We start from the raw sequence: 16,363 nt of genomic DNA on the forward strand, positions 1-16,363 counted from the left end.
GCCGTTGCGGTTTTATACCTGGCGTCGCTGAGAGTGTGGGCGTAGCTGCCTGTCATACATGGAGTTTTACATGAAGCCAAAGCCGTTTAAAAAAAGCCTGCTGGCTTTGATCGTTGGGGCAATCAGTACCCAAGTGCTGGCGGTTGAAGTGGATGTTGGCCAAGGCAAGAGCACCTTGAACGGCGGGATATTTAGTGAATCACTGACCTTCACCGGAACGGTGACTCAGCCCACGAACGTGACCGCTAGCCAAGGCATTAGCAATTGGATGGGAGTGAGTGTCGCCGATACGAGAATTCAGGGTTCGTTGATCAATCGTGCAGATATTATTTTGGATGGTCAGGGTCGCGATATCCGAGGGTTTGCCGTGGACCCATCGCTGCAACTGACTGCCAATCCAGGGAGTAGCACCGTCACTGGTGATGTTATCCAGGCAGCTAACATCACCCAGAGTAACGGGGCGTTTCAAGCTTTTGAGATTGGTGCTACTACGATTGGCGGGAGCGTGATCAACTCCGGGACCATCCAATCCACAGCCCCAGTATCCAATCCCTGGACTTTTCGCGATGGTATTCGGTTGCATGGCACCACGGTGGCGGGGGACGTTTCCAATACCGGCGTGGTACGAATGACGGGAGTTAACTCGCTTGCTATGGTGCTGGACCGAGGAGGCCTCTCCCCAATCAGCATCGGTGGCAAGATTCTCAACTCCGGTACGTTGTCTGTCACGGGCGACGACTCCTGGGCTTTCGAGGTGGAAACCCCCACATCTCCCTTGAGGATCGAAAACAGTGGCCTGATTTCCGCGAACGGCGCTGCTACCGCTGGAGTGGTTTTTTATGACGGCACTGTCGATTACATCCTCAACACCGGCACGATCGAAGCAAAAGGCGAAAAGGCTGATGCTTTTGACTTCCACGGAGCAACTTTCGCTCAGAACAGTGCGCCCGGCTCTCGCGGTATCGTCAACCGAGGCATCATCAGTGCCGATGGCGTAGCCATTTATGCCGATATTGACGAGCAAACCTCCCCCTTCGAAATCAACCAGCAAGCCGGTGAAATTCGCAGCAATTCCGGCACGGCCATCGATGCTGCCAACCTGGCAAGCCTGAACTGGAGTGGCGGCAAAATCGTCGGTGATGTGCTTGGTGTCACGGGTGTGAATATCACTGGCCAGGCGGACTTTACCGGCAAGAGCATTGCCAGCCCGGTGTCGATCAATGCAGGTTCGTTGAACCTGTCTGACGCCGGCACCGCGATCACTGGCGACCTGAATGTAGCCAGCGGCGCTGGGGTTGATATGCGCTTGTCCAACAGCGTCGTGCCGACGACGCCTTATTTGACGGTCAACGGCGCAGCGAATTTCGCCCAGGGCTCCAACGTGACCTTGAGCGCCAAGCCCGGTGATTTTACCGCCGTGCCTAGCGGTATTGAATACACCCTGCTGCAAGCCTCCAGCGTGCAAAACAATGGCCTGACGGTCGCCAGTAGCTCGTCGTTGCTGGATGTATTCAGCTACTCGGCCGATGCGCAAACCGTCAAGGCGGTGGTGGGCTTGAAGAGCGATGAGCAGGTGCAGGAGGATCTGGGCGGCGTAGGTGCTGGCGCGGCGTCGGTCACTGCACTCAACGAGCTGAAGAACGAGGTGTTGGGGCAACTGAGCGAGGACGACGCGGTGTTCCAGGCCGTGGCCAACGCCGGCACTGCCCAGCAATTGGCGCAGATTGGCGAACAGCTCAAGCCGGACGTGAACCGTGGCGCGCTGGACGTGGCCCTGTCTGGGCAGACCGTGATCAACGGCGCGATCCTCAATCGCCTGGCCGGTCAGCGCGATGGCAGTGAGCGTGGCGGTGTATGGGTGCAGGGTCTGAGCAGCAACATGGACCAGGACGGTCGCGGTGGCGATAACGGTTACTCGGCCAACAGCAGCGGTATGGCGGTAGGTGTGGACGGTCGCTTGAACGACGCCACCACTGTGGGTGCGGCGTACAGCTACCTCAACTCCAACATTCACTCGGACCTGGGCAACAAGACCGAAGTGCAGGGCAATGCCCTGTCGCTGTACGGCAACTGGTCGCTGCAAAACTGGTTTGTCGATGGCAGCCTGAGCTACGGCTTCAACGACAACGACAGCAAGCGCCACGTCGCTGGCACCACGGCCAAGGGCAGCTACGACAGCCGGGCGTTGTCGGCCAGCGTGTTGGGCGGCTACAGCTTCAAGCCGTCGGGCAGCGTGCTGATCGAACCGCGTGTAGCGGCGCGTTATTCCAGCGTGCGTATGGATGGTTTCAATGAGAAGGGCTCTTCGGCAGCGCTCAGCACTGGTTCGCAGCGCTATGAAGTGGGCGAGTTGGGGGCGGGCGTGCGCTTGGCGGGCAACCTGCCGTTGGGCGCCGGTACCCTGCAACCGGAAGCGACCTTGATGGCCTATCACGACCTGATGGGTGATCGCGTGGCGCAGACGTCGAGCTTTGTAAACGGTGGCTCGACGTTCAGCGTGACCGGCGCATCGGTAGCGCGTGACAGCTATGAAGCCAGCGTGGGCGTGAACTACCAAGTCTCGGCGTTCAGCGTCGGCGCCAGCTACACCCGTCAGGCCCGCAGCGGGTTTGATGCCGATGGGGTGATGATTAAAGCGCGCTACGCGTTCTAAGTAAAAATGGGGTCAGACGATGATTGAACTTTTAATCGTGGTCTGATCCCATTCCGCGCAAGATTTTCATCAATAAGGACGTTCCGTGCTCAAAATCTTCATCAAGGTCGCCGCCCTCATCGCAACATTATCGATGACTGGCTGCGTCTCCTATACCGTCACCGGCCCGTTGGGCGCTCCGCTTCATCCTGCGTCAGTCAGCAACCCCCGCGCGGCGCAGGTTGCCGATGTCACGGTTGCCATCCCTGGCGCTGACGAGGCAACCCGTACAGCCATCAGCCGCTCGCTTACGATGCAGCTCAACCAGTACGTCAAGGCTGGCGGGTACTTCAAGCAGGTCACCGAGTACCCCGTGCGCCTGGGGGAGAACGATGTGGTGCTCAAGTTCAACATGACGTCCCTCAAGGGCCATCGCGCTCCGCATCCTGCCTATATCCCCGGCGCGTTGTTGACCCTGACGATCTGGATCTGGGTGAACGGGCCGATTTATGTGGACAGCTTCGATGTGGCGGGGGACCTGGTGATCGTCGACCGTGACGGCAAAGAGCTGGCGGCGGCTAAGGAACAGATCAAGTTTGAGCATAACGTCGGCCTGTACGGACGCGAGTACTGGTCACCGGTAATGGGCGCCAAGCAACTGAATGAACTGGTTTCAAAACTGCTCGCTACCGCCACCGCGAAGTTGGCAACACCTCAGCTCAAGGGAGAATGAACATGATGGGTTTGCTCAAGCGCAGTTGGGTGCTCGCCGCTGTTTTGCTGACGGGGTGCGTGTCCTATTCGCAGCACGAATTGCCGCCGGTCCAGGCCTGGCCGCCAACGGCCAATGCCCCACAGCAAAAGCCAACGGTGTACGTGCGTACCACGGCCATGAACCAGGTCAACGGTGGCCCGGCCAATACCGCGACGGGTGCAGCGGCGGCGGTTGCGGAAACGACGGTTGCCGAGGGTTTTCGTCAGTCTGGGCGTTTTGCGCGGGTCAGTACGGATAAGGTCGAGTCGGACCTCTATGTCGAAGCCTCGTTGTACAACAATGAACAGTTCAGCATGGCTTCGGCCATCATCACCGGTGTGACGTTCTTCATCATCCCCTCAACGGCTAAGAATACCTTCACCCTGGAGACTGTATTCAAGGACAAGGACGGCAAAGAGCTGGGCCGTGTACGCAAGAGCGAATCGGTGCGCACCTGGATGCAATTGTTGTTGATCGTCGCCGTTCCTTTCCGGCAGGACACGCGTGAGATCGTAGAGGCGTTGACCCGCAGTACGCTGGATGAAGCGGTGCAGCGCCGCTTGTTGTAAGGCGAATGGGGCGGTACTGGAGCGCCCCTTTTTTATTTATGAACGCTGCGGACTCAACTGTCGCCCAATCACATCCATCAAGTCGCAGCCATCGGACAGGCCAAAGGTGGGGAACATGGTCGCGAACTTATACAAATATCGGCACGGCATTGGCCTGGTCTTACTCCTGGCTGCGCTACTCAATGGCTTTCTACGATTTGACGGTAGCTGGAAGCGCTTTTTCCTCATGGTGCTGGTGCAGCTGTGGTTTGGCCAGGCGGTCTACAACTATGCGCGAGGCGCCAGGGTGGCCATCGCGCCGGGCGGCATGAGTAAGGATGCCGACCCTGCGCAGCGCATTCCCGTCCCCGCAACCCTGTAGGAGCGAGCTTGCTCGCGAAGCACGTAAACGATAACGCTCACTTGTCGAATGAACGCGTCGCCTGGACGTTTTTCGCGAGCAAGCTCGCTCCTACAGGAACCTGCCAGGACGAAACAACTTGAGAACCGCTCTCAACCCCGTAAAATGCCGCAGCACTTAATCAGGGATGAATTCGAAGATGCGCGTTTTTGCCTTACTGCTGGCACTGTCCTTCCTGGCCGGCTGTGCTTCCAAGCCCCCGTACTACATCTCTCCAGCGCCCGTGACCATTCCCAAGAACGCCACGTATTGGCTCGATACCTTCGACGTTGAGGTGGTGGGCAAGAACGAACGCTTCCTGTCGGATGACAAGGTTCGCCAGCAACTGGGTATCGACCTGGTCGACCGCTTGCTCAAGGCCAAGCGCTACGCCACGAGCAAGGAAAAGGCCGACTACCTGTTGGATGTGAGCGTTATCTATACGCGGCGTATTCAAGATACGAAGGGCGGTTTCATGACGACCATCGTCGATGACAACACCATCCTGGCCAGTGTCGATTTCAACTATCAGGTCAAGGTCAAGAAGGCCGATGCCCAGGTGCTGCATTTTTCCCAGGCTCGCCAAGGGCTGATGCCATCTGGGTACAAGGGCGACTGGCAGAACATGAAAACCATGGCCGGGGTGCTGACCAACAGCGGCAACTCTAATGTAGAGACCTTCTACACCGGCGCGCTTAGCCGTTTTATCGTTGACGATCTGCGCGGTATTCCATCGCGATAGCGTTACCTGCGGCCTCGATTTACCACTTAGGAGCACTACGTGAAATCACTCTCAAAAATCCTGTTGTCAGGCTTTGCCGGCGCAGCGCTGCTGGCGCTGGCCGGTTGCGCCACTGAAAGCTCTCGCGCACTGCCGATTGAAAAAGTCGCCAGCGCCAACGTCGCCTACTCCGGCGTACGTGTACCGATCGCCGTGGGCAAGTTCGATAACCGCTCCAGCTACATGCGCGGGATCTTCTCCGACGGCGTGGACCGCCTCGGTGGCCAGGCCAAGACCATCCTGATCACCCACTTGCAGCAGACCAACCGCTTCAGCGTGCTGGACCGCGACAACATGGGCGAAATCTCCCAGGAAGCGAAAATCAAAGGCACTGCGCAGAAGCTCAAGGGCGCTGACTTCGTCGTGACCGGCGATGTGACCGAGTTCGGCCGCAAAGAAACCGGCGACCGCCAACTGTTCGGCATCCTCGGCCGTGGCAAGACCCAGGTGGCCTACGCCAAGATCAACCTGAACATCGTCAACATCAGCACCTCCGAAGTGGTGTACTCCACCCAGGGCGCCGGTGAATACGCGCTGTCGAACCGTGAAGTAGTGGGCTTTGGCGGCACCGCCAGCTACGACTCCACTCTCAATGGCAAGGTCCTGGACCTGGCCATGCGCGAAGCGATCAATCGCCTGGTCGACGGCATCAACGCCGGCGCCTGGAACCCGCGTAACTGATTCACGTGTTTTCAAGGAGCAGTACACGGATGAGCAAGGCAGTGAAGTTATCGCTGATGCTGACAGCAACCGCGCTGGTTGCAGGGTGCCAGACGGCACCCAAGCCCCTGTATCAATGGGAAAGCTATCAGCCGCAGGTTTATGAGTATTTCAAGGGTGAGCCCAAGGAAGCCCAGGTCGAAGCGCTGGAGCGCGACCTGCAAAAGATCAACGCCAGTGGCCGCCAGGCCCCGCCGGGCTACCACGCCCACTTGGGCATGCTGTACCTGAGCATGGGCAAGGATGACCAGATGGTGCAGCAGTTCCGCACCGAGAAGGCGTTGTTCCCCGAGTCCGCTGCCTACATGGACTTTTTGCTGAGAAACGCCAAGGCCCCGGAGGTGAAGAAATGAGCCTGTTGAAACTCACCGGTGCCTTACTGGCCCTGGCGTTGCTGGGCGGCTGCGCGGCACCCAAGACTTTTGATTACGCGGCGTACAAGCAGGCGCGACCGAAGTCGATCCTGGTCTTGCCACCGATCAATGAATCCCCTGAAGTGCAGGCGTCCTACAGCCTGGTATCGCAGGTGACCTACCCATTGGCGGAAGCCGGCTACTACGTGATGCCGATTGCCCTGGTGGACGAAACCTTCCGCCAGAACGGCCTGACCACCGCCAACGATATCCAGGCCGTGGCACCGGGCAAGCTGCATGAGATCTTCGGCGCGGACGCGGCGCTGTACATCACTGTCAGCGAGTACGGCACCAAGTACATGCTGGTCACCAGCGATACCTCGGTGACGGCCTCGGCCAAACTGGTCGACCTGCGTACCGGCACCACCTTGTGGACCGGTTCTGCACGCGCTTCCAGCGAGGAAGGCAACAACAACGGTGGCGGCCTGGTGGGCATGCTGATCACGGCGGCGGTCAAGCAAGTGATCAACAGCTCCACCGACGCAGCGCACCCGATTGCCGGCATCACCAGCGCACGCCTGCTGTCGGCCGGGCAACGCACCGGCATCCTCTACGGCCCGCGCTCGCCCAAATACGGCTCGGACTGATCCGCGCAAATCCAATGTGGGAGCGGGCTTGCCCGCTCCCACCTGGATCGACTGACCGCACGCTAACCCGAATCCCGACGCTCTTACGTCTGACCTTGTGAACGCATCATTCACTCACGAGGTTCAGCCCATGTCCCGTCCTCTTCTCTTCCTCCGCCCCGCTGCCCAGGGCTTTGCCGTGACCTTGCTGGTGGCGCTTGCCGGGTGTGGGCTGTCGTCCCGTGACGAGGCCAAGGCGCCCGAAGCGGTGGCTATCCCCGAACTGCAAAGTGCGCCCGTCCAGGCTCAGGGGGCCATGCTCAAACGAATGGCGATGCCGGCACCGATGGCCATGCATGACGCGGTGGCCATGGAATATCGCGCCGAGCCGCGCGAGCAGTATCAGAACCTGCCGGACAACCCAGTGCACAGCGTTGCCCAAACCCCGGTCTCGACCTTCAGCGTCGATGTCGACACGGGCAGCTACGCCAACGTCAGACGCTTCCTCAATCAAGGTCGCCTGCCGCCCGAAGGTGCTGTGCGACTTGAGGAAATGGTCAATTACTTCCCCTACGACTACGCGCTGCCGACCGATGGCTCTCCCTTCGGCGTGACCACTGAAGTCGCCTCGACCCCCTGGAACCCCAGCACGCGCCTGCTGCGCATTGGCATCAAGGCATCCGAGCGTGCCGTGGCCGAGTTGGCGCCGGCCAACCTGGTGTTTCTGGTGGACGTTTCCGGCTCCATGGACCGTCGCGAAGGTTTGCCGTTGGTCAAAAGCACCCTCAAGCTGCTGGTGGACCAACTGCGTGATCAGGACCGCGTGTCTCTGGTGGTGTATGCCGGCGAATCGCGGGTAGTGCTCAAGCCCACATCCGGGCGCGACAAGGCAAAAATCCGCAACGCCATCGACCAGTTGACCGCCGGAGGCTCGACAGCCGGCGCATCGGGCATCGAGCTGGCCTATCAAATGGCCCGCGAAGGGTTTATCGACCAGGGTATCAACCGCATCCTGCTGGCCACCGATGGTGACTTCAACGTCGGCATCAGCGACTTCGACAGCCTCAAGCAAATGGCCGTGGATCAGCGCAAAAGTGGGGTATCCCTGACCACCCTGGGGTTTGGCGTGGATAACTACAACGAACACCTGATGGAGCAACTGGCCGACGCGGGCGATGGCAACTACGCCTATATCGACAACCTGCGCGAAGCTCGCAAGGTGTTGGTGGAGCAACTCAGCTCGACCCTGGCCGTGGTGGCGCGGGATGTGAAGTTGCAGGTGGAATTCAACCCGGCCCAAGTCAGCGAATATCGCCTGCTGGGCTACGAAAACCGTGCCTTGAAACGTGAGGATTTCAATAACGACAAGGTAGACGCCGGCGAGATCGGTGCCGGGCATACCGTGACGGCGCTGTATGAAATTGTACCGAAGGGTACAAAAGGCTGGCTGGAACCGCTGCGCTATACGTCGGCACCTGCTGCCGAGGGCAATGCCGCAGAGCTGGCCATGTTGCGGGTACGCTACAAGCCGGCTGCGGGCGGCAGCAGTCGCTTGATCGAACACCCGATCAATAACGCCCGGCACGCGGCCAGCGACGACCTGCGCTTCGCCTCTGCCGTGGCCGCTTTCGCCCAACAGCTCAAGGGCGATGGCCGCTACACTGGCAGCATGAGCCTGAAGGACACCGCCACCCTGGCCCGCTCGGCCCGTGGTGATGATCCCTACGGCCTGCGCAATGAATTCGTACAACTGGTGGAGCTGGCCCAAAGCCTCAAACACTGATCTTGCCCATGACCGAGATCCCTATGGGAGCTGGCATTAGTTCAGCCCGGCTCCCACAGGTAATCTGCATTGATCCATCGAAAGGAGTTCGCCACCCACATGCCCGCTCCAAATGATCCACCCAGCGACGAATCGCTGCTGGCCCGCTACCGCACCGGCGATGCCGCTGCGTTCGAGATCCTGTACGCCCGGCACCGCCAGGGCCTCTACCGGTTTCTCGTGGGCTTGAGCAACAAGGCCGAACTGGCTGAGGAAATCTACCAGGACACCTGGCTCAGCCTGATCCGCAGCACCACCCAGCCACAGGGACGGGCGAGTTTTCGTACCTGGTTGTTCCAGATTGCCCGCAACCGCCTGATCGATCACTGGCGCAAGCACGGCATCCTCAACCCGTTGCACGACAGCTACGACGAACAGCTTCATGCCCAACTCGACGACCGCGCCGGCCCCGAGCAGCAACTGAGCCTGAGCCGTGACCAGGGCCGCCTGGAGGCTGCTCTGCAAGACCTGCCTGAAGACCAGCGCGAAGTGTTCATGCTGCGTCTGCACGGCGACCTGGAACTGCCACAAATTGCCGCCCTGACCGGCAGCCCACTGGAAACGGTAAAAAGCCGCTTGCGTTACGCCCAGCAGAAACTGCGTCGGCTGCTGGCCGAGGAGGTACCCGTATGACTGACTCCCGACACTCCCAGGATCCGATTGACGAAGGGCTGATCCAGCACTTTCGCCAACACAGCGCCAGCGAGCCGCCCACGTCCCTCGACGCCTTCATCCTCGCCGCCGCCCGCCGCGAAGCCCCAGCGCCCGCGCCGAGCCTGTGGCAACGCTGGCTGCAGGCCTGCCAACGGCCACGCTGGCAGATGGCCTTTGCTACCGTCGCCGGGGTCGCGCTATTGATTGGCGTGGTGATGCGCTCGCCAGTGCCGGACATCAACCTGCCTGAAACCGCTCAGTACGCCGCCGCGCCACCGCCACAGGCACTGTCTGCCCCGGCTGCTCCTGCGCCGATGGCTCGTCTGGCGATGGCACCGCAGGCAGATAGCGCACCAATCCAGGCCGAGATGGCGATGGCCGATGAGCCCGTGGCAAGAATGAGCAAGCAGATGGCCGTCAAACCGCAGTCCCTGGAACAAGGGCTTGAGGAGATTGTGCGTCTGCGCCAGGCGGGAGAGAACAGGGCGGCGGATGAGAAACTGCTGGCCTTGTACAAGCGCTTTCCCGACGAAAACCTGCCCGCCCGGTTGGAAGCCCTGCAAAAGCGTTGACCAAGCGCCCACAAAAAAGCCCCAGGTCTTGCGACCTGGGGCTTTTCGTCTGTATCTACTGTCCCCGGCCTGGTTTGAACTGAGACCTACAGGCACCAGTTTTATAGGCTGTCTTGATACGTCACGACTTGGTCTTTGAGCCAGCTGTGCAGGGAGGTTAATTGCGCCGAACGTTTAATCCCCAGTGGCCAGACCAGGTAGTAGCTCGAAGAATGCGCCGGTTCGATGTCGGTGAGTTTGACCAGCTCCCCACGCTGAATCAGTGAGTGGGCTATCGAGCGGCGCGTCAATGCGACGCCGTGCCCGAGCCGTACCGCTTCGAGCAGCAATGTTGAATCGGTGAACTCCAGCGAGGCGTGAGGGCGTTGCCCCTCCACGCCCGCTGCGCATAGCCAGGTTGCCCAGCTTTCACTGGCGTGCAGCAGTGGCTGCTCCAGGATGGCGTGCGGCGTGTCTGGCAGTACACCGTGGTTGAAGTCGCGAGCAGCGACCACCAGCAATGAGTCGGTCATCAGTGTTTCGCAATGCATATCGGGCCATTGGCCGTGGCCGAAGCGGATTGCGCAATTGACCAGGCCCTGTTCTAAACCGGCGAACGCCATGGTCGATTCCAATTTCAGGCGCAGCCCGGGATGGGCACTCATGAAACCGTGCAAGCGTGGCAATAACCAGTGCATGGCATAGGAGGGCAGCACCGACAGGGTCAGTTGCGGGAAATTGGTTCTCGTCAGAAATTTCTCTGTGACCCCGGCTATTTCACCCAGCGCCTGCCTGATCTGGTAGGCATAAATGCGGCCCTCTTCCGTCAACACCAGGGAACGTCCGCTGCGCATCACCAAGGCAATACCCAAATACTCTTCAAGAGAGCCAATCTGATGGCTGACGGCACTGTGGGTGACGTGCAGCTCAATGGCCGCCAAATTCACCTTGCCCAGCCGGGCCAAAGCCTCGAAGGCGCGCAATGCGGCGAGTGGAGGGAGCTTCAATAGGTGAATTCCTTTCACGGAAAAGTCTAATAATAGCCGCTATACGTGAAGTGAGCGAGATGCCGATAATAGCGACGATTTAATTATTTAAATAACGTCGTGCTTATAAAGCGGGAGTTGTTCGCCATGATCAATGAAATCCAGTCGTTTCTGAAAAACTACTTTGATGTGCTGCAAACCCAGGATTTGAATCTGTTCGATCGGGTCTTTCATCGGGGTTGCGTGTTATATAGCGCGCAAGACTCGACCGTGATCGTCCGGTCTTTTGATGAGTACAGGGCCATGGTTCAAAGCCGTCAGTCGCCAAAAGAAGGTGGTTTTCCACAACTTGATGAAGTGTTGATGATTGATGTGATGTCTGCGGAAATGGCCATCGTTAAAGTGCGTTTGCGCCTATTCAATAACGTCATGGTCGACTACTTGAATTTGATGAAAGTCGATGGCCACTGGATGATCTTCGCCAAACTCTTTCACAAGGCCGGTGAAGTGACAACTCGGTAAGCTAACCACCAAATGCAAAATAAGAGCAATTTTATGTAGTGCAATCTTCGCGTCGCCAGTTTATTCATTCCCACTTACAACGGGAAAGCGCTTTGCCTAGTTGGATATGGCCGTCAGAAGAGTCTTTGTGATGGAAGCGAAACCAACTTCCTCGCCTTCCCACCACTATCTGAAACCATTGCTCCCTCCTGAAGATAGGTCAGAAGGTGTAAACCTTATTCAGGACGGGACAGCGCCCACAAAAAAGCCCCAGGTCATACGACCTGGGGCTTTTTGTCTGTATCTGGTGCACCCGGCGGGATTCGAACCCACGACCCCTGCCTTCGGAGTCCTAAAAGTCGCCGTTTAGAATCAATACGTTAGCGGGGGTTAGCTGGGAAATCAATGGGTTGTGTTAGCTGGGGTTAGCGGGTTTTCGCCCCGGTTAGCGGGGCGAGTGTGGCAAATTTGTGGCATTTTGATCAATGGCTAAACCTCTCCCTTCATATGACCGACTCGACTCACACAGAGTAGCCCGTAGTGATTGGCGTAACGGTCGATTCTCTTAAAAAAGCCGGTCCTTTCCGACCACGCGGTTACTGTCTGTTGCAAACGCCTTTTTAAGCGCTGCTACACCGTAGAAACCATCGCCGGTTTTGCAACCAATCCGGCCTGTTTTATGGGCCTCAGATTCGTTGCTTTTGGCCGCTTTCTGCCCGAGCTGATCGGATCCAATCAGACCTGTCCACCTACACCTTTAAACTTCTCAACAAAAAAAGCGATTTTCTGGAAGACGCTTTGCTTTTTAGCCAAGTACTGCGGGTTCAGAGGGCTCATCTTAGGCAGAACGGCATTGAGTTCAGTACCACTGTCACTAGCAAATTCTCGTTTAAGCGAGGTAGTGAGATAGCGTCTTGCTGCTTCTTCATTGAGGCTCTCGGCACTAATCAGCTCTTGCACCTCTCGTTGTTGCTCTGCTTGGGCAAAGGTGAAGAAGGTGTCAATCACACTGGCCTTGTCATCAATCTGGTCCAGATTGGTCTGGTTGATGAAGTCTACCAACAGGCCCTCTTTGGCGCGGTTGCCCAGGCTGGCTCGAATCACCCGTCGCACTTCATCCACCAGCTCTAATTTGCTCCTAGTCTTCTTGTTGTGCTCGAAAATCAATTCCAGGATGTAGTCCAGGTTGATCTCCTGCGATTTCAGCAGGTCCACCTCGAAGACTACGTCATTCCAGTCGATAGTAGATTTGTCTTTCTTCTCGGCCGACTTTTGTCGGCGCAGCCAGTCGCGCACGTCGTTATAGGTCGAACAGTAATCCTGGATTTTCCGCTCAGTGGGGATTGTGGTTGCTTGCAGTGCGGCCAGATCGTCATCGTTCAAATAGTGTTCGGTTTTGAAGGTCTCGACCGCCGCCGGGTCGTTCATGTCCACGCTTTGTAGGGCCTTCAGGCTGGCGAACTCATCGTAATTCTGCAGCACGTTTTCCACGCGCAAATATTCACCAAACAGCTTGGCAAAGGCCTTCTTATCAGACTCCTTTTCGATGGCGGCGGGGTCGGGAAAGCGTGTTTCCAGCTCCTTCACCACGTCCACAAAGCCACGCCGCGCCTCACCGGTGACCACATCAGTGAAGCCTTCCATGTATTCCTTGTAGCTCTTCTCCAGCACCACGTTCTTGGTGTTCTTGTCACCAAACAAGGTGATGGCATCGATAGTCGCCTGCTCCAGGTCGCGGAAGGTGACGATGTTGCCGAAGGTTTTGGTTGCGTCAAAAATGCGGTTGGTGCGCGAATACGCCTGCATCAAACCGTGGTAACGCAAGTTTTTGTCCACAAACAAGGTATTCAGCGTGGGGGCATCAAAGCCGGTCAGAAACATACCAACGACAATCAGCAGGTCGATTTCCTTGGCCTTTACCTGCTTAGCCAGGTCGCGGTAATAGTTCTGGAAGCCGTTGCTGTCTACACTGAAGTTGGCTTTAAACAGCGTGTTGTAGTCGGCAATAGCCGCGCTTAAAAACTCCTTGGCACTACTGTTCATGGCTGATACATCAAAACTTTCATCCTGGATGTCGCCCACCGCATCCTGCTCCTCGTTGGCCGCAAACGAGAAAATCGTGGCCACCCGCAAAGGCTTTTCACTTCCTTTCTGCAGTTCTTTGAAGCTCTCGTAATACTGTTTGGCGGCGTCCACGCTGCTGACCGCGAACATGGCATTGAACCCTCCATTGCCGGGTTGCAGGCGGTGGGTCTTCTGCCGGAAATTGTTCAGGATGTACTGGGTGATCTCTCGGATGCGATCGGGGTGTAGCAAGGCCTGTCTGTTTTCCGCCTCGCTGAGCTTCTTCTCGTCTTGCTCCGTTTCAATGGCCTTGAACTGCGGGCGTACATCGTTGTAATCCACCTTGAACTTGAGCACCTTCTCGTCGCGAATCGCATCGGTTATGACATACGAATGCAATTCACGGCCAAATACGCTGGCGGTGGTTTCGGCACCCAGCGCGTTCTGCGGGAAGATTGGCGTGCCGGTAAAGCCAAATTGATAGAATCGCTTGAACTTCCTTTTCAGGTTTTTCTGCGCCTCACCAAACTGGCTGCGATGGCATTCATCGAAGATGAACACCACCTGCTTGCCATATATAGACAAGTCGGCTTCACTCTTCATCAGGTTGTTGAGCTTCTGAATGGTGGTGACGACAATCTTGTTGTCGTCCTTGTCCAGTGTGCGCTTTAGACCCGCCGTGCTGTCAGAGCCATTCACGCTGTCCGGTGAAAAGCGCTGGTATTCCTTCATCGTCTGGTAGTCCAGATCCTTGCGGTCTACCACGAAGAACACCTTGTCGATGAAGTCCAACTCGGTTGCCAGCCGCGCCGCCTTAAAACTGGTCAGTGTCTTACCCGAGCCCGTAGTGTGCCATATGAAGCCGCCACTTTCCGTGTTGCTCCAGTTTTTGGCCTGATACGTGCTGTTAATTTTCCACAAAATACGCTCGGTGGCGGCAATCTGGTAGGGGCGCATCACCAGCAACGTGTTGCTGACATCAAACACCGAGTAGTGCAGCAGCACATTGAGCAGGGTGTGCTTCTGGAAGAAGGTGACAGTAAAGTCCTTGAGGTCCTTGATCAGATTGTTGTCGGCCCTCGCCCAGTTCATGGTGAAGTCGAAGCTGTTCTTGTTGCGCGTCGTGGTGTTGGCGAAATAGCGGCTGTCGGTGCCGTTGGAAATCACAAATACTTGCAAATATTTGAACAAGGAATGCTCGCTGTTGAAGCTTTCCTTGCTATAACGATGCACCTGATTGAAGGCCTCGCGGATAGCCACGCCGCGCTTCTTCAATTCCACCTGTACAAGTGGTAATCCATTGACCAAAATCGTTACGTCATAGCGATTCGCATGCGTGCCGGTCTGTTCAAACTGCTTGATCACCTGCACTTTATTGCGGGCGATGTTTTTCTTGTCCAGCAGATAGATGTTTTGGATGCGGCCATCATCAAATACAAAGTCGTAAATGTTATCATCGTGAATCTTGCGGGTTTTTTCGACAATGCCATCACTGGGCTTGTCCAGCCAAGTCTCGATAAAGCGCAGCCATTCGCCATCTGAAAATTGCGCGTTATTGAGCGTTTGCAGCTGTACGCGCACATTTTCCAGAAAGTCCGCGCGCGTGTTCAAGTTCTGTAGGTATTCATAGCCTTGATTTACCAAGTCCTGAATGAACTCCCGCTCAAGTTCGCCTTCGCTCTGATAGCTGTCTGCGACCTTCCATTCTTGGGTGTATTTATCCAGAACAATGAAGTTACTGGATTCAGCAATAGGCTTGGTGTAATCAACCATTCCGCTGCTCCTGTTGCCAGAATCCATAGTTGCCCTTCAAGTGATCGAGCAACAATTTGACCGTCGCCTTCTCCGCTTGCGTGGGCACTGCAACGGCTTCGTTGGACAGCGTGCTATGGCTTGTAAAGTTGATTATTCTGCTCAGATAGAGTTGCTTATCATCAGGCAAAAGCTCTGACCATTTTGGGTAGCCCAGAAAGCTGGCAGTTTTCTCGTAAAGGTTGCGTAGTAAGGTGAAGTGATATCTTTCAACCATGTTGTTAGCAATCGCCTGCTCGATGGTCTGTTTCATATGCAGGTGATAAGAGAAGCTCTTGTTGGAGTCACCTTGCTTTTCAGTGAGGGCAAAAGTGCCATCGTCAAAGCGCTCCAGCATATAGCATGTTTTCCCATTAAGTTCATTGAAGAGTACGTTATAAAACAGAGGGTTGTGCGTTGTAACGATAAACTTAATATCGGATTGGCTAAATTTTATGAGACTAGCCAAATTTACAGCCAATTCGATCAAATGATTTTCGTCCAAGGAACTTACTGGATCATCAATAAATACATATTCCAGCTGATCAAACTCGCGGGTTTCTCGCTCGCCAGGTTCTACGACATTAAGAATTGTCACGACCTGATCCAGTAAGGTGTAAAAAACACTCCAGATGAAGTTACTTTCTTCGCCTTTGGAAATCTTGATATGTCCCGAGCTTTCGTTGTCGCCACGCTCCAGAGAAAAACTGACTTCAGTAAAATCTTCGCTAAACTGAGGAGTTAACTTGTCGTTCGCGTAGCGCTGGAAATAATGGACGATATTTCCATCTTGACCCAGATCTTTGAGTAGAGTGAGCAGCCACCCTGTGTATGAATTTGGCTGGATTTTGAGCTTGGGCTCGGAATCTCCCGCCAAATCATTATCCCAGTAAAACAAATCTTCAGTGAAGGCGTTGTAATAGAGGATTTTTTTACGTGACAAATCGAGCTGATCGACCCCTTCACCGCCATCCGCTTTTGGAGCCACTAGGCCCTTGAACTCTCGCGACAGACGGGTTTTACCGGTTCCATTAAACGCATAAATCAGTTGAACTTTTGGAACCGGCTTGACCTCTTCAACTTTCCGTGGAGGAATTCGTGTCTTTTCTTCCGTGATCGTTTTTATAACGGATCGGGGCGAGCCCAGCTGATGAGCAATTTCGGATAACGATTTACTCAT

General features: G+C 56.3%; 15 protein-coding genes. 12 read left to right on the plus strand and 3 right to left on the minus strand.

The window, feature by feature from the left end; all coding sequences use genetic code 11:
- Positions 1-70: 70 nt before the first annotated feature.
- The 11 genes from H097_RS00160 to H097_RS00210 all read left to right on the plus strand — a co-directional run bounded on the left by H097_RS00160 (position 71) and on the right by H097_RS00210 (position 9,862).
- Positions 71-2,653 (plus strand): autotransporter outer membrane beta-barrel domain-containing protein, encoded by a 2,583-nt coding sequence (locus H097_RS00160; RefSeq protein ID WP_032856500.1) that lies wholly within the window; start codon positions 71-73, stop codon positions 2,651-2,653.
- 85 nt (positions 2,654-2,738) lie between these two features.
- Positions 2,739-3,365, plus strand: coding sequence for a hypothetical protein (locus tag H097_RS00165; RefSeq protein ID WP_032856501.1), 627 nt, complete (start codon positions 2,739-2,741; stop codon positions 3,363-3,365).
- A 2-nt stretch (positions 3,366-3,367) separates the two neighbouring features.
- The gene (locus H097_RS00170; protein ID WP_032856502.1) at positions 3,368-3,955 is read left to right on the plus strand and encodes a hypothetical protein; all 588 of its coding nucleotides are present in this window, start codon (positions 3,368-3,370) and stop codon (positions 3,953-3,955) included.
- Positions 3,956-4,070: 115 nt separating this feature from the next.
- Positions 4,071-4,316: a hypothetical protein gene (locus H097_RS00175; protein ID WP_050593281.1), complete on the plus strand. Its 246-nt coding sequence runs from the start codon at positions 4,071-4,073 to the stop codon at positions 4,314-4,316.
- A 178-nt stretch (positions 4,317-4,494) separates the two neighbouring features.
- Positions 4,495-5,076: a hypothetical protein gene (locus H097_RS00180; protein ID WP_032856503.1), complete on the plus strand. Its 582-nt coding sequence runs from the start codon at positions 4,495-4,497 to the stop codon at positions 5,074-5,076.
- Positions 5,077-5,115: 39 nt separating this feature from the next.
- Entirely contained in the window at positions 5,116-5,796 is a 681-nt protein-coding gene (locus H097_RS00185) for a CsgG/HfaB family protein (protein WP_032856504.1), read from the plus strand.
- Positions 5,797-5,825: 29 nt separating this feature from the next.
- Complete coding sequence (locus H097_RS00190) at positions 5,826-6,188, plus strand: DUF4810 domain-containing protein (protein WP_032856505.1); 363 nt, start codon at positions 5,826-5,828, stop codon at positions 6,186-6,188.
- Positions 6,185-6,835, plus strand: coding sequence for a DUF799 domain-containing protein (locus tag H097_RS00195; protein ID WP_032856506.1), 651 nt, complete (start codon positions 6,185-6,187; stop codon positions 6,833-6,835). The genes H097_RS00190 and H097_RS00195 overlap by 4 nt, the downstream gene beginning before the upstream one ends.
- Positions 6,836-6,965: 130 nt before the next feature.
- Positions 6,966-8,597 (plus strand): VWA domain-containing protein, encoded by a 1,632-nt coding sequence (locus tag H097_RS00200; RefSeq protein ID WP_032856507.1) that lies wholly within the window; start codon positions 6,966-6,968, stop codon positions 8,595-8,597.
- Positions 8,598-8,696: 99 nt separating this feature from the next.
- A complete protein-coding gene (locus H097_RS00205; RefSeq protein ID WP_032856508.1) occupies positions 8,697-9,269 on the plus strand; it encodes an RNA polymerase sigma factor in 573 nt (190 codons plus the stop codon).
- Positions 9,266-9,862 (plus strand): hypothetical protein, encoded by a 597-nt coding sequence (locus H097_RS00210; protein WP_032856509.1) that lies wholly within the window; start codon positions 9,266-9,268, stop codon positions 9,860-9,862. Before H097_RS00205 ends, H097_RS00210 begins: the two co-directional genes overlap by 4 nt.
- Before the next feature lie 101 nt (positions 9,863-9,963).
- Here H097_RS00210 and H097_RS00215 read toward each other — a convergent pair whose 3' ends face one another.
- Positions 9,964-10,848: a LysR substrate-binding domain-containing protein gene (locus H097_RS00215; RefSeq protein ID WP_032856510.1), complete on the minus strand. Its 885-nt coding sequence runs from the start codon at positions 10,846-10,848 to the stop codon at positions 9,964-9,966.
- 126 nt (positions 10,849-10,974) lie between these two features.
- Here H097_RS00215 and H097_RS00220 point away from each other — a divergent pair, with 126 nt between their 5' ends.
- A complete protein-coding gene (locus H097_RS00220) occupies positions 10,975-11,349 on the plus strand; it encodes a nuclear transport factor 2 family protein (protein ID WP_032856511.1) in 375 nt (124 codons plus the stop codon).
- A 714-nt stretch (positions 11,350-12,063) separates the two neighbouring features.
- On the opposite strand, the gene H097_RS00225 is transcribed toward H097_RS00220, so the two are convergent.
- On the minus strand, positions 12,064-15,165 hold the full coding sequence (locus H097_RS00225; RefSeq protein ID WP_032856512.1) for a type I restriction endonuclease subunit R: 3,102 nt from the start codon (positions 15,163-15,165) through the stop codon (positions 12,064-12,066).
- A complete protein-coding gene (locus tag H097_RS00230) occupies positions 15,158-16,363 on the minus strand; it encodes an AAA family ATPase (protein WP_032856513.1) in 1,206 nt (401 codons plus the stop codon). The genes H097_RS00225 and H097_RS00230 overlap by 8 nt, the downstream gene beginning before the upstream one ends.

The sequence above is a fragment of the Pseudomonas sp. FH4 genome (assembly GCF_000510915.2).
Lineage (GTDB): Bacteria > Pseudomonadota > Gammaproteobacteria > Pseudomonadales > Pseudomonadaceae > Aquipseudomonas > Aquipseudomonas brenneri.